Origin of the sequence: Sorangium sp. So ce176 (genome assembly GCF_051519835.1) — a bacterium.
Lineage (GTDB): Bacteria > Myxococcota_A > Polyangia > Polyangiales > Polyangiaceae > Sorangium > Sorangium cellulosum_G.
This window is the reverse complement of record NZ_CP150371.1, coordinates 6,670,202-6,683,206: the sequence shown is the minus strand read 5'-3', so window position 1 is coordinate 6,683,206 and position 13,005 is coordinate 6,670,202. Positions and strand designations below refer to the sequence as shown.

Genomic DNA, 13,005 nt, shown 5'->3' with positions numbered 1-13,005 from the left:
CATGGAATGTCCGCAGGGCCGGGCCCGCGATGCCTGGCAGGAGGCGTGAAGAACACCCTGCGTGCACTGAAGGACCTCCCGGCCCGGCGCTTCGGGCAGCCGGAGGACATCGCGCACGCCATCGAGCTCTCGATGACCAACCCGTACATGACGGGGCACACGCTCACGGTCGACGGTGGCCTCGTCGCGACGTGAGGAACATCAGACGTCCGGGATCGGCGCTGTCCACGCTCACGCAGCGATCGAGGACGCGCTCCTCGCCGTCGTCGCGCTCGCCGTCGCTGTCGCGTGTCGCGCCAGGGTCACCAGATCGTCCACCGACCACTGGTCGTCGACGTGCTCGCCATACTTTGCGGCCAGCACCCGCCCGTCGCTCGCGATCAGCAGATCGGCCGGCAGCCCGAGCCGGCCGCCGTGCGGATCGCGCGAGGGGAGTCGCTGCCGCCCCGCGATGACCGCCGGGAGGCTGAGCGCGATCGCCCTGACGATCGGCCACCACGCCCGCGGATCGAGCAGCGCGCGGGGCGCGGACTCGACACCGAACTCGCTGTAAAGCTGCCTGTCCGGGTCCGCGACGACGGCGAACGGCAGGCCGGCCACGTGCTCGCGGAGCTCGTCGGCGGGCGAGTGGAACAGCACCACCTCGCGAACGCCTGCGGCGCTGATCTCGTCGTGTCGATGGACGAACGAGCGCAGGTGCACGTTGCAGACGGGGCAGCCGGCGAAGCGCCGGAACTGCAGGTGCGTCAGGAACGCCGGGTCCGGGACGCGCAGCGGAACGCCGGTGACACTCACGAGCTCGCGTCCGGTCACGATGGCGCCGGGCCTCACTTGCCTGGACATCAGCCCTCCTTCCTTTTTAGGCGTACGTCGTACACTTACCAAAGTATGAGCGTGCGGTGTACGCTGTCAAGGCCATGCCGCGCCCGCGCTCGCTTTCCCATCCGGGCATCGCTGCCGCAGCGCTCGCCGTCATCGACCGTGAGGGGCTCGCGGCGCTCTCGATGCGCGCGGTCGCCAGCGAGCTGGGGATGAGCACGATGGCGCTCTACCGCTACGTGAACGACCGCGAGCAGCTCGAGCGGCTGGTGGTCGACCTGGTGCTCGGCGCTGTCGACGTCGAGGTGCCGGCGCGCGGCGCATGGAGCGAGCGGGTGACGATCCTCGTCGAACGGGTGCGCGACGCCATCCGCGCGCACCCGTCCGTGGTGCCGCTGACGCTGGCCCATCGGCACAGCTCCGAGGGGGTGCGCCGGTTCGGAGAGGCGCTGCTCGCGGTGCTCACCGAGGCCGGGTTCTCCGGAGCGCGGCGGGTCATCGCGTTTCGCTGCCTGAACAGCTATGTGATCGGCGCGCTGCAGGCCGAACACCTCGGACCGCTATCAGGTCCCGGGACCACGCAGCTCGCTGCGCTGTCCGAGGAGGCGTACCCGTTTCTCTCGGCGACGGCGCGCGACGCGCGGCGCGTGCCCCCGGACCAGGAGTTCTTCGGCGGGCTGGCGATCGTGCTGCGCGGTCTCCATGCGGACGACCAACGCGCCGGTTGTCGATGACGGGCAAGCATCGGCGGCCGAGCCGGCGCGTCGTCATCGCGCCCGTCAGGCGGCTGCCACGGGGAGCTGTTCGTCCGGCTCACGGGCGGCAGCGGCGGCGATCGTCCGGCGCAGCAAGGGGCCTATCGTCAGGCCCTGCACCACGATGGAGGTGACCACCACGACATAGGTGATCGACAGCACGATCTCGCGCTCGTGGACGAGCGAGCCGTCCGCGAGCTTCGCCGGGATCGAGAGCGCGAGGGCCACCGAGACGCCGCCGCGCAGACCGCCCCAGGTGAGGATGCGGATCGCGCCCGGGGTGAAGGGCCGGCGCCTCTTCATGAGGCTCACAGGGAGCGCGACAGCGATGAACCGCGCCAGGAGCACGACAGGAAACGCGAGCAACCCCGCGAGGACGGACTGACCGTTGAAGGCGATGATCAAGAGCTCGAGGCCGATCAGGACGAACAGCACAGCGTTCAGGATCTCGTCCATCAACTCCCAGAAGTCGTCCAGGTGTTCGCGGGTCTTCTCGCTCATCGCGCCGGCGCGCGCTTCGTTCCCGATGAAGAGACCAGCCACCACCATGGCGATCGGACCGGAGACGTGGAGCGCGTACGCCAGGGCGTACCCGCCCGCCGCTGTCGCCAGCGAGATCAGGACCTCGACCTTGTAGTCGTCGACCTGTCGCAGCATGGCGAGCGCCACGAAGCCGAGCGCGAGGCCGTACAGCACGCCGCCGATCGCCTCCTGGACGAACAGGAGCGAGAGCCTCTGCAGGTCGAAGCCCGACGTCCCCGAGGCCATCTCCAGGAGCCCGATGAACGCCACCACGGCCACGCCGTCGTTGAAGAGCGACTCCCCGGCTATCTTCATCTCGAGCTCCTTGGGCGCCCCCACGTGCTTGAGGACGCCGAGCACCGCGATGGGATCGGTGGGGGAGATCAGCGCGCCGAAGAGCAAGCAGTAGATCGGCTGGACCTCCACGCCCATCAGCGTCATGAGGCCGTAGGTCATGCCGCCCACCAGCGCCGTGGACATGAGCACACCCCCGGTCGCCAGGATGCCGATGACGAGCCGCTGCTTCTTCAGATCCGCGAGGTTGACGTGCAGTGCCGCGGCGAAGAGCAGGAAGCCGAGCATCCCTTGCATCAACGTCTTGTTGAAGTCGACGCCCGAGAGGTGCTCCCGCGCCGACGCCTCCACGGCCGGGAACAGCACGCCGACGGCCACCATGGCGATGGACGTGGTCATCGCGATCAGCATCAAGCCGATCGTTGTCGGCAACCTGAGGAACCGATGGTTGAGATAGCTGAAGATCGCAGCGAGCGAGAGCAGGGCCGCTGAGACTTGGAATAGATCCATGCTCCCAGACCTATGGACCGGCGCGCATCGGCTCACGCGTGATGCGGCGTCGTCCTGATAGAAGGTTGGACGTCAAAGGTTTTCTCAGGAGAAGATTCAACCCGTGTCGAAATGTCAAGCGCCAACCGCCTGCGCCGCGACCCGACCCGACCGAGGTTGCGCCGCGCAGATCCCGCCGCCGCGCGGCCGCGGCGCCCGGCGGCGCTCGCCGGCGTGAAAATCGTGTAGTTTCCGACACCTGGCGGGACCGAGAAAAAGCTCCCCCGGCGTGTCGATCGCGCGCCCCCTCGTTCGTCGTGACGGTGGAGCCAGGGCCCAGCCGGCGGGGACGACCGTCCGGCGCCCCTCACGACACCCCAAGGAGACACGACGATGCGCTTCATCATCACCGCAGCACCCGGGAACGACAAGGCGACGACAGAGGCGGAGGGGGCTCCGGACGAGGAGCTCTTCGCGGCCTACATGAAATACAACGAGGAGATGGCGAAGGCCGGCGTGCTGATCGCGTCCGAGGGGCTCAACCCCGCCGGGGCCCGCGCGCGCGTCGGGATCGCCGGCGGGAAGCGCGCCGTGCTCGACGGGCCCTTCGTCGAGACGAAGGAGCTGGTCGGCGGCTTTTACCTGATCGAGGTGAGCTCGAAGGAGGAGGCGATCGCATGGGCGCTGCGCTGCCCCGTCGGATTCGGCAGCGACGAGGTGCTCACGATCCAGCAGATGACGGATCTCTCGGACATCCCGCCGCGCTTCAGGGACATCCTCCTGGACGTGGCGCCGACGTGGGGCGCGTCGTTCTCGAAGGGGAGATAGTCGACCCGCGGTCGACGGGGAGCGTCGCGCTCAGTTGCGCGGGCGGACGAACGGCGTCGCGTCGTAGAGCACGATCGGCGCGTCCGCCGTGGTCCCCTCGCGCAAGGTGAGGCGGTTCGTGGCGATCAGCGGCGTCGAAGGGATGAGCGTCATCCATCCGAGCGAGCGGCGATTGGCCCCGTCGGTGTGCGGTAGCGCGTCCCAGTCCAGATCGGTCGCGGCGTCCCACGAGCCCTTCGCGGGGATCGTCGGCGTGAGCTCGCCGAGAAGGTCCCCGTCGGTCGTCCAGACCTTCACCCTCATCGTCGCGGACTGCCCGCCCAGGTTGTTGACGACCGGCGCGCTCCACTGCGTCAGCCCCTCGCCGCCGGGCCAGTTCTTGATGTAAGGCCAGCTGACCAGGCTGTCGGAGGAGGGAGCGACGAGCGGCTCGTCGTTGAACAGGGCGACCGGCGAGCTCAGGGTGGATCCGTCGCGCAGGACCACCCGGTTCGTGCCGAAGACGGGCAGGTCGGCGCTGATCTCGACCCATCCCGCGGAGCGCCCGCCGCTGCCGGTGGCCGGGACGCTCGTCCAGTCCGGGTCGCCGTAGGCGTTCCAGGCGCCGAACGAAGGGATGACCTTCGTGAAGCTCCTGAGCGCCGCGCCTCCGCCGTTGCGGTGCACCGTGACAGTGAGCGTCACCTGCTCCGGATGGGGGTTGTTGACGATCAGGCTCGACCACTGGGTCATCGTGCCCGTCGCGGGGATGTTCCGCAGGAAGGAGCTCGCGGCGAGCTCCTTCGCCGCCGACGTCGCCCCCGCGAAGCCCACGTCGTCGAGGAGCGCCACGGGCGCGTCGTACGTCGCGCCGTCGCGGTGAACGATGCGGTTCGTCGCGACGACAGGCTCGTCCGACCTGATCTCGACCCACCCGAGCGCGCCTGTCTTCGTGGGGGTGTTGGGCACGGCCAGCCAGTCGCTGTCGCCATACGAGTTCCACACCCCCCTGGCGGGGAGGGCGCGGTCGAGCTCGTGGAGGCTGCCGTCGACTCCATGGATCCGCACCGTGATGGATACCGGCTTTGTCGCCGGGTTGTTCACCACGACGTTCGACCACTGGGTCCGGCCGCCGGCTTCGGGCCAGCTCTTCAGGTAGTAGCTCGAGAAGAGCCGCCTGGAGGGCGACGTCAGGAAAGGCTCGTCCTCGACGAGCCGGGCGGGCGCGTTCCACGTGTTCCCGGCGCGGAGCGAGGTGCGGTGCGTCGCCACGACGGGCATGTCGGACGACAGCGCGATCCACCCTGACGCGCGATCGCTCAGGAGATCGCCGTCGTCGATCGCGTTCCAGCGCGGATCGCCGTACGTGCTGTAGGCTCCCGCGGCCGGGATCTTGATCAGCACGGCGCCGAGCGGCGCCCCCCCGCCGGTCGGGAAGACGGTCAGCTTCACGGTGGCCTCCGCGGCGTTCGGGTTGACCACCGTGACGTTCGACCACTGCGTGAGGCCCCCCGGCGCGGGCCAGTTCTTGAGGAACACCGAGGAGTACTGGCGCTCGCACAGCGAGCCTGGACGGCAAGACCAGCTCCGGATCAGGTGGGGGCGAGAGGGGTCCAGCGCCGCGTCCTCGGCCGAGCACGTCGTCGGCGCGCCCCCGTAATTGTTGGGATGGCCGGCGATGCGCCAGTGATTCTGGCAAATCGCGCCGTCGGGGCTCCAGACGGCCTCCAGGGGGAGCACGGGGACGTGGTCCCCCTGCTCACGGACCTGGATCCCCCTGTTGTCCTCGACGTCGATCAGGGTCCCTTCCGCCGTGGCAGATCGGTCTTTGCCGGAGAAGTCGGCCCGCACCATGCGGGTGCACGCCTGCCGGAGGCGCTGCGCGTCGTCGTTGTCCGGTACGTCGATGTAACCCATCCTGTCGCACTTGATGATGGCCGACGTCGCGCAGGCGAACGTGAAGTGAGCCGTCGAGGAGCTCCGGGTCCCGCGCTCGTCCCAGACCTCGGCGAAGGGAGTCGCCCAGCTCGCCTCGGGCATCTCCAGCGTCGCGCGACACGCCGGTCTCCACGAGGCTTCGCCCCGCTCCGCCCTGTCCGGGTCCTGGATCTCGACATCGTAGCCATCGCCTGTCGCGCTCACGCCGCCGATGCGCGCGGGGAACGTCTGCCAACCGCCGTCGACGCAGAGGAGATCGACCTTCAGCTCGGCGCCGGCCCAGTCCGCGTCGACGAGACGAGCGCCGTTATCGAAGCTGCCCATCAGCTTGCCTTTCTCGACGTGGGCGCCGACGCGCCTGCCGCCCTTCGTGATCTCCGCCAGGCGGAAATGCGTGGGCACCTCGGACTGCTCGAGCTCGTCATACGACGAGCCGGGATCCCAGCGCCCGTGCAGATCGATCCCGTTACGGGACCGGTGGTTGGGCGACTGGAGGATCGGGTCGCCAGCGGGCGAGTCGACCGAGGGATCGGCCGGCTTCGAGCGCGGCCGCGTGCACGTCGCGAGCGATGTTCCGAGCGGCGGAACGAGCTGTATCGCGATCGGCCACGACACGACCACCTCGATCGGCGGGTCCTTCGCCGGGCCCTTCGCGCCGAGCTCGCTCTCGCCCGCGAGCGTCTCCTCCACGTCCACGTCCACGTCCACCGCTGTGCACGCGGCGCCCGCGGCGATGACGGCGCAAAAGCTCAATCTCGCAGCGGTGCGCCGGGCGCCGCCGCGCCGCCGGGTCGAAACGCCAAGCCAGGGAGTCCCACGCCTCTCGGAACCTTGCATATCGAGCTCTCTTCACCTTTCCGTGCTCTGCGCGCGCACGAGCGTGCGACAGCGCGAGCGACCCGCCGGCGCGCGCGATGCCACGCCTGCGCGCGCCTGTGCCCGCAAGTCCTCGCAAGCGACGTACCACCTGGTCATCGCGCCGCGCGGCGTGCGCTGCTGCACGTATCCAGCGCCCGGCGGTCGCGCTCGCCCTGCGCCAGCGGTGTGCATGTGCAGCGGAAAATTCCTTTGTCGATGTTCGCTGCCGCCTCGACGCCAGGCGCGGCTCAGTCGCTGTGGGGCCGGGGCGTCGCGCAGATCCGCGCCCCGACGAGGGCGTCGCGCAGGGTCGGCTCGGAGGCCTCGCGGTTGCTGCTCACGCTCGTGAGCGCGTTCTCGTACCAGCTCCCGCCGCGCAGCACGGGCTCGCGGGCGCCGTCGGCCGAGACGGTCCACTCGAAGACGTTGCCGGCCATGTCGTGCACCCCGAACGGGCTCGCCGAGGCGGGGTGCGCGCCGACCTCGTCCGGGCCGAACCCGAGCGGATCGCGGCCGTACGTGGCGTCGTGGTTGGCGTCGTCGGGCTCGAGCCGGTCGCCGCCCGGGAAGACGCGATCGTCGGCGCCCCGCGCGGCGCGCTCCCACTCCGCCTCGGTGCAGAGCCGCGCGCCGGGCACGCGCCCCGTCCGGTCGAGCCAGGCCGCGTAGGCGGTCGCGTCGTCGAACGAGATGGCCGAGACAGGGAAGCGGCGCCAGTCCTGCGCCGCGCGGCGGGCGCGCCCCGGGTAGCGGAGCAGCTCGCCCTCGCGCGCGCGGTACGCCTCGACCGTGGGCTTCAGCAGCAGCTCGAACGCGCCGCCGGCGGGCTGCGCGAGCTCCAGCACGTGCCAGTCCTTGTGGGCCGCCGGCGTCCGCCGCGCGCGCTCGTCCGGGGGCAGCGCGCGCAGGTACTCCATCCAGTCGGCGAACGTGACCTCGTGCCGCGCGATGAGGTAGGCGCCCGTCTCGGCGGCGTGGAGCGGCTGCGCCTTGAGCATCCCCCGGAGCTGGCCCTCCTCGCCCATGCCGTACAGGAAGCGGCCCGGCGGCACGTGGACGAACCCCTCGGGCACGTCGCCCGCCGGCGGGAGCGCGACGTCGAGGCGCACGCGCTCGCCCCGCGCGATCACCACCGGGAGCCGCACCTCGGCGCGCCCCTCGGCCGCCAGCGTGAGCAGGAGCGAGCCCTGCTCGACGTCGCGCTCGTCGAGCGGCGTCCTGCCGAGCGCGCGCGGCGCCGAGAGGACGCGGTGGCCGCCCTCCGCCGTGAACCGCCGGAGCGACACATCGGCGCCCGGCGGGGAGGTGACAACGGCGACGCGGCCCGGCGCGTCCCAGAGGCGGCGGCGCTCGCCGCCGTCGTCGTGCGCGGCGAGCCGCGCGATCAGCTCGTCGCGCTGGACGAAGCGCCGCTCGCGCTCGGCCAGCGCGGCGCGCTCGACCAGCGCGTCGCCGAGCAGGGCGCGCGCGTCCGCCCTGTCGCCGCCGAGGCGCAGCGCGGCCTCGAGCTCCTGGGACGCGCGCGCGTAGGCGCGATCCGCGCCGGCCGAGACAGAGAGCGCGCGCTGCCACGCGGCCTCGCCGGCGTCGGCGTCGCCGGCCCCGAAGCGGCCGGAGGCGCCGCGCTTCAGCGCCTCGGCCTCCGCGCCGGCCGCCCGCGCCTCGGCGAGCGCGGCCTGCGCGGAGGCCGCGTGCGCGGCGACGCCCCGGTCGACAGCGCGCGCGGCCGCGGCGCGCGTCAGGGCGACGCCGAGGCCGGCGACGAGCGGGATCGCCAGCGCCGCCGCCCACCGGCCGAGCCGCCGCCGGAGCGCGGCGCGGCGCGACGCCGAGAGGAAGGCGGCCTCCCGGGGGCCGAGCGCCGCCGGGTCGACGGCGCGCGCCTCGACGAGCTGCCGCTCGCTCCAGAGCGCCTCGGAGGCGCGGCCGAGGCGGTCCCACTCGGCGGCCGCGCGCTCCAGCCGGTGCGCCACGGCGCGGCGCTCGGCGTCGCCGCTGAGCCAGCCGCGCAGCGTGTCCCAGCCGTGGAGGAGCGCCTCGTGCGCGAGCTCGTAGGCGCTCTGCTCGCCCGCCTCCGCCTCGCGGGCGACGAGCAGCCGGCCGCGCACGAGGGCGTCGAGCGCGGCGCGGCGCGCGGCCTGCGCGCGCGGCGGATCGGCGCCGCCGCCGCGGGCCGCGAGCGACCCGCCGCCGAGGAGCTCGCCGTCGGTCCGCCGCGCGCGCGTGCCGTCGGGGCTCACGAGCGCGGCGAGCAGCGGCCGCGCCTCGTCGCGCTGCGCGGGCGAGAGCGCGGCGAGCACGCCGTCGGCGTGGCGCGCGAGCGCGCCGGAGACGCCGCCGATGGCGTCGAGCGCCGAGGCGGGGATCTCGCGGCGCGCCTCGTCGCGGGCGTCCCAGAGCTCGGCGAGCGTGAACTGCAGCAGCGCGAGGCCGCCCTGGGGCCGCGCCGCCTCGCGGACCAGCGCCTCGACCGTCGCCTCGGAGGCGAACCGGAAGCCCTTGGCGGCGGCGGGGCCGGTGACGACGTCGCGCAGCCGCTCCGGGGAGAGCGGGCGCAGGAGGTAGAGGGCGAGCGGGACCTCGTCGCCGAGGCCGGGCAGCGCGCCGAGCCGCGCGAGGAAGTCGCTGCGCGCTGTCGCGAGCAGGCGCACGCCGCCGCCCGGGCCGATGAGCGCCGCGAGGGCGTCGGCCGCGAGGGCGGCCTCGGCGGGGTCCGCGAGGGTGCAGAGCTCCTCGAGCTGGTCGACGAAGAGGAGCACGCGCCGGCCGTGCCTCGAGAGCTCGCGCCCGAGGGCGGCCGGCTCGGCGCGGAGCCGCTCGACGAGCGCGGGCTCGCGGACGTCGGCGAGGCCTCCCGGGAGGCCCGGGAGGCCGGCGAGCGCCGACGCGAGGGCGGCGAGCGGGCGCCGCCCGAGCCGGGTCGAGACGACGGTCCACGCGCCGCCTTCCGGGCGCTCGGCCGGCCACGCGACGCCTGGGCGCCCGGGAGCCGACCCGACGCCGCTCGGGCGCCCGGCGGCGCCCGCGCCGGCGCCCGCGTCGAGCGCGCCCTCGGTTACGGCGGGGAGCACGCCGGCGCGGCAGAGCGAGGACTTGCCGGCGCCGGAGTCGCCCGCCACGAGCACGAACGGCTGCGCCCGGAGCCGGTCGAGGACGGCGCGGGCGTCGGCGTCGCGGCCGAAGAACAGCCCGCGGTGCTCCGCGTCGAACGGCAGGAGCCCGCGGTACGGGTTGCCCTCGGGGACAGCGGCGTCGGCGCGGCGGGCGAGCAGCCGCTCGAGCGCCTCGCGGAGCTCGTCGCCGGACGCGAAGCGCCGCGCGGGGTCGCGGTCCACGCAGCGGTCGATCGCCGCCGCGAAGCGCGGATCGATGCCGGGCGCGAAGGCGGCGACGGGCGCCGGATCGGTCTCCTGGACGACGCGCGGGAGCTCGGCGAACGGCACCCCGTGGTGCGGCGCTCGCCCGGCGCAGAGCTCGTAGAGGAGCACGCCGAGCGCGTAGACGTCCGCGCGCGGGCTCGACGGCTCGCCGCGCCAGACCTCGGGCGCCATGTAGAGCGGCGTCCCGACGACGCTCTCGGGCTGGCGAGGCGCGCCCTCCGGGCGAGGGGCGCCGGGGGGCGGCGCGTCGCCGGCGCGGGTGGCGTCACCGCCGGTGCGCGCGCCGCCGTTGCGCGACGACGCCGGCCGCGCGAGCGGCGCCGTGGCAGGGCCGGACGCGAACGACGCCGTCGCGCCGCCGTCCTCTGGCAGGGCGCCCCTGGCCGGCGGCGGCGGGGGCTCGCCCAGCTTCACGGACATCGTCGCGGCCTCGTCGGGCGCGCCCGCCGCGCCGCCCTCCGCCGTGGCGGGCGGTGGGGGCGCCGCGCCGCCCTCCGGCCCGTGACCCGCGCCGCCCTCCGGCCCAGGCAAGAGCTTCGCCAGGCCGAAATCGAGCAGCTTGACCTCGCCCTCGTGGGAGAGGACGGCGTTCGCGGGCTTGATGTCGCGGTGGAGCACGCCGCGCCGGTGCGCCGCCGCGAGCCCGCGCGCCAGGCCGACGCCGATGGAGAGCGCCTCGGCCCAGGGGAGGGGCCTGTCGAGCCTGTCGAGGCCCGTGCCGCGCACGTACTCGGAGACAAGGAACGGTCGCCGCCGCACCTCGCCGAAGCGGTGGACCGCGACGACGTTGGGGTGCGAGAGCCGCGCCACCGCCCGCGCCTCGGCGAAGAAGCGCTGGCGCGCCGTCTCCGACGGCGACGCCGCGGCGATGAACTTCACCGCCACCAGCCGGTCGAGCAGCCGGTCCTCGGCCAGGTACACCTGCCCCATGGCGCCCCGCCCGAGCGGGCGCAGGACGCGGTACTCCTCGAACTCGTCCGGGGGGCTCCACGCCGGATCCGCGCGCTCCGCCGCGACGCTCACGGCCGGCGCTTCGTCTCCCGCTGCGACAGGCCGTACTGCTTGATCTTCAGCACGAACGTGCGGACCGGCATGCCGATGAGCTCCGCGGCGCGCGTCTGCACGCCGCCCGTCACCTCGAGCGCCTCCTCCATCCGGCGGCGCTCGAGCTGCCGCACCTCCTCCGCGATCGGCGTGAAGCGGCGCGGGGCGCCCGGCGCCGCCGCGGGCGCCCCGGGAGCCGCCGCGAGCGCCCCGGGAGCCGCCGCGAGCGCCCCGGGAGCCGCCGCGAGCGCCCCGAGAGCCGCCGCCGGCTCCTCGGCTGCGCGGCCTGCCACGCGCGGCGGGAGATCCCACACCTCGACAGCGTCGCCCTGGAGCGTCGCGGCGGCGAACTCCATCGCGTGCTTCAGCTCGCGCACGTTGCCGGGCCACGGATGCGCCGCGAGCGCCCGCAGGGCGGCGTCGGACAGCTCGACCTCGGGCAGGCCGAGCCGCGCGCGCGCCCGGGCGAGGAACGCGCGCGCCAGGATCGGGATCTCGCGCGGCCGCTGGCGCAGCGGCGGCAGGTCGACCGCGGCGGCGCCGAGCCGGAACAGCAGATCCTGCCGGAAGCGCCCGGCCTTGCACTCGGCCTCGAGATCCCGGTTCGTCGCGGCCACGATGCGCACGTCGACCTCGCGCTCGCGCACGTCACCGAGGCGCTGGATCCGCTTCACCTCGAGCGCGCGCAAGAGCTTCGCCTGCGCGCCGGGCGGCAGCTCGCCCACCTCGTCGAGGAAGATCGTGCCGCCGCTGGCGCGCTCGAGGAGGCCGGGCTTCGCGGCCACGGCGCCGGAGAAGGCGCCCCGCTCGTGGCCGAACAGCTCGCTCTCGACGAGCGTCTCGGGCAGCGTCGCGCAGTTGAGCGCCACGAACGGCCCGGCAGCGCGCCGCGACCAGCGGTGCACGGCGGCCGCCGCGTTCTCCTTGCCGGCGCCGGTCTCGCCGAGCACGAGCACCGGCAGGTCGCTCTGCGAGAGCCGCCGGATGAGGTCGAAGAGCCGGATCATGGCCGGGTCGGCGAGGAGCACCGCCTCGTCCCCGAGGACGTGGCGCACGGTGGCCTCGGCGGCCGCGGCGACGCCGCCCGGGGCCGCGACCTCGGCGGCGGCGCGGGCCGCGCAGAGGAGCGTGTCGGCGTCGCAGCCGTCGTCCGGCAGGCACGCGAACCCGCCGCGTGCGGCGGGCGCGACCGGGGCGAGCGCCTCCACGAGCTCCGCCGCGGCCGACCGCGCGGCCTCGCCGGCGAGCTCGGGGAAGACGACGACGAGCTGCGCGTCCCCGCCCCAGGCGACGACGTCCATGCGCCGCACAGCGGCCGCCGCCCTCTGGCCCGCGGCGCGGAGCTCCGCCCCGTCGCCGAGCAGGAGCGCGAGCACCGCGAGCGGGCGGCCGTAATCGGCCGCGCGCTCGACCTCCTCCTCGAGCCGCTGGCGGAGCTGCCCCGCGTCGACGGCGCTCCGGCTGCGCGCCGGCGGCTCGCACCGGAGGATGAGCGCGACGTCGCCGAGGGCGATCACGTCGCCGGGGCGGAGCGTCCGCGCCCCCGTGATCCGCTCGCCGTTGACGCAGACGCCGTTGTGGCTGTCGAGATCGGCGACGCTGACCTCGCCGTCGGCGACGACGAACCGCGCGTGGCGCCGCGAGATGGCGCTGCTGTCGATGCGGAGATCGGCCTCCGCCGCGCGCCCCACGAGCAGCGCCCCGCCGGACGGCAGCCAGACGCGCGACGACGAGCCCCCCTGGATCACGAGCAGGTGGGGTCGCACGCCTGTCGGCGCGGCGGACGTGCCGGCGAGCGTCTGCGTCTCGAGGTTCGGGTCCGGCCGCGGACACATTGGCCCGGAGTATCGCTCAGGGGGGCGACCCTCACAACCGGCGGCCAGGGCGCGGCCAGCGCGCGGCCAGTCCGGCCAGCTCGCAGGCGAGGCTCGGCAACGTTTGCCGACTCAGCAAGCGTTGCGCGCGGCGGATCCGCGTCGCCGCGCAGCCGTTGCTGACCGCCCCCTCCGCGCGGCGCGGCGAAGGGCGGTACATCGGTTGCTATCCGGAACCTCAGGAACAGCGGCAGGGCAGGAGAGGGCGCCTGAGGTCCTCCGCGC

General features: G+C 74.2%; 8 protein-coding genes. 3 read left to right on the top strand and 5 right to left on the bottom strand.

The features are described 5' to 3' along the window. Positions 1 to 45: 45 nt before the first annotated feature. Positions 46 to 195 (top strand): hypothetical protein, encoded by a 150-nt coding sequence (locus tag WMF42_RS25035; protein WP_155798321.1) that lies wholly within the window; start codon positions 46 to 48, stop codon positions 193 to 195. Positions 196 to 231: 36 nt separating this feature from the next. On the opposite strand, the gene WMF42_RS25030 is transcribed toward WMF42_RS25035, so the two are convergent. Next, a complete protein-coding gene (locus WMF42_RS25030; RefSeq protein ID WP_061607859.1) occupies positions 232 to 843 on the bottom strand; it encodes a peroxiredoxin-like family protein in 612 nt (203 codons plus the stop codon). A 74-nt stretch (positions 844 to 917) separates the two neighbouring features. Between WMF42_RS25030 and WMF42_RS25025 the strand changes: the two genes are divergently transcribed. After that, positions 918 to 1,553 carry a TetR/AcrR family transcriptional regulator gene (locus WMF42_RS25025; RefSeq protein ID WP_061607868.1) on the top strand — a complete coding sequence of 212 codons (636 nt, stop codon included), beginning with the start codon at positions 918 to 920 and terminating at the stop codon, positions 1,551 to 1,553. A gap of 45 nt (positions 1,554 to 1,598) precedes the next feature. Here WMF42_RS25025 and WMF42_RS25020 read toward each other — a convergent pair whose 3' ends face one another. After that, complete coding sequence (locus WMF42_RS25020; protein ID WP_437685189.1) at positions 1,599 to 2,900, bottom strand: cation:proton antiporter; 1,302 nt, start codon at positions 2,898 to 2,900, stop codon at positions 1,599 to 1,601. A 372-nt stretch (positions 2,901 to 3,272) separates the two neighbouring features. Between WMF42_RS25020 and WMF42_RS25015 the strand changes: the two genes are divergently transcribed. Continuing rightward, a complete protein-coding gene (locus WMF42_RS25015; RefSeq protein ID WP_061607861.1) occupies positions 3,273 to 3,707 on the top strand; it encodes a YciI family protein in 435 nt (144 codons plus the stop codon). A 30-nt stretch (positions 3,708 to 3,737) separates the two neighbouring features. On the opposite strand, the gene WMF42_RS25010 is transcribed toward WMF42_RS25015, so the two are convergent. The 3 genes from WMF42_RS25010 to WMF42_RS25000 all read right to left on the bottom strand — a co-directional run bounded on the left by WMF42_RS25010 (position 3,738) and on the right by WMF42_RS25000 (position 12,741). Next, entirely contained in the window at positions 3,738 to 6,377 is a 2,640-nt protein-coding gene (locus WMF42_RS25010) for an ADYC domain-containing protein (RefSeq protein WP_437685187.1), read from the bottom strand. Between the two features lie 353 nt (positions 6,378 to 6,730). Continuing rightward, complete coding sequence (locus WMF42_RS25005) at positions 6,731 to 10,885, bottom strand: nSTAND1 domain-containing NTPase (protein ID WP_437685185.1); 4,155 nt, start codon at positions 10,883 to 10,885, stop codon at positions 6,731 to 6,733. Then, positions 10,882 to 12,741 (bottom strand): sigma 54-interacting transcriptional regulator, encoded by a 1,860-nt coding sequence (locus WMF42_RS25000; protein WP_437685183.1) that lies wholly within the window; start codon positions 12,739 to 12,741, stop codon positions 10,882 to 10,884. The genes WMF42_RS25005 and WMF42_RS25000 overlap by 4 nt, the downstream gene beginning before the upstream one ends. Positions 12,742 to 13,005 lie beyond the last annotated feature (264 nt).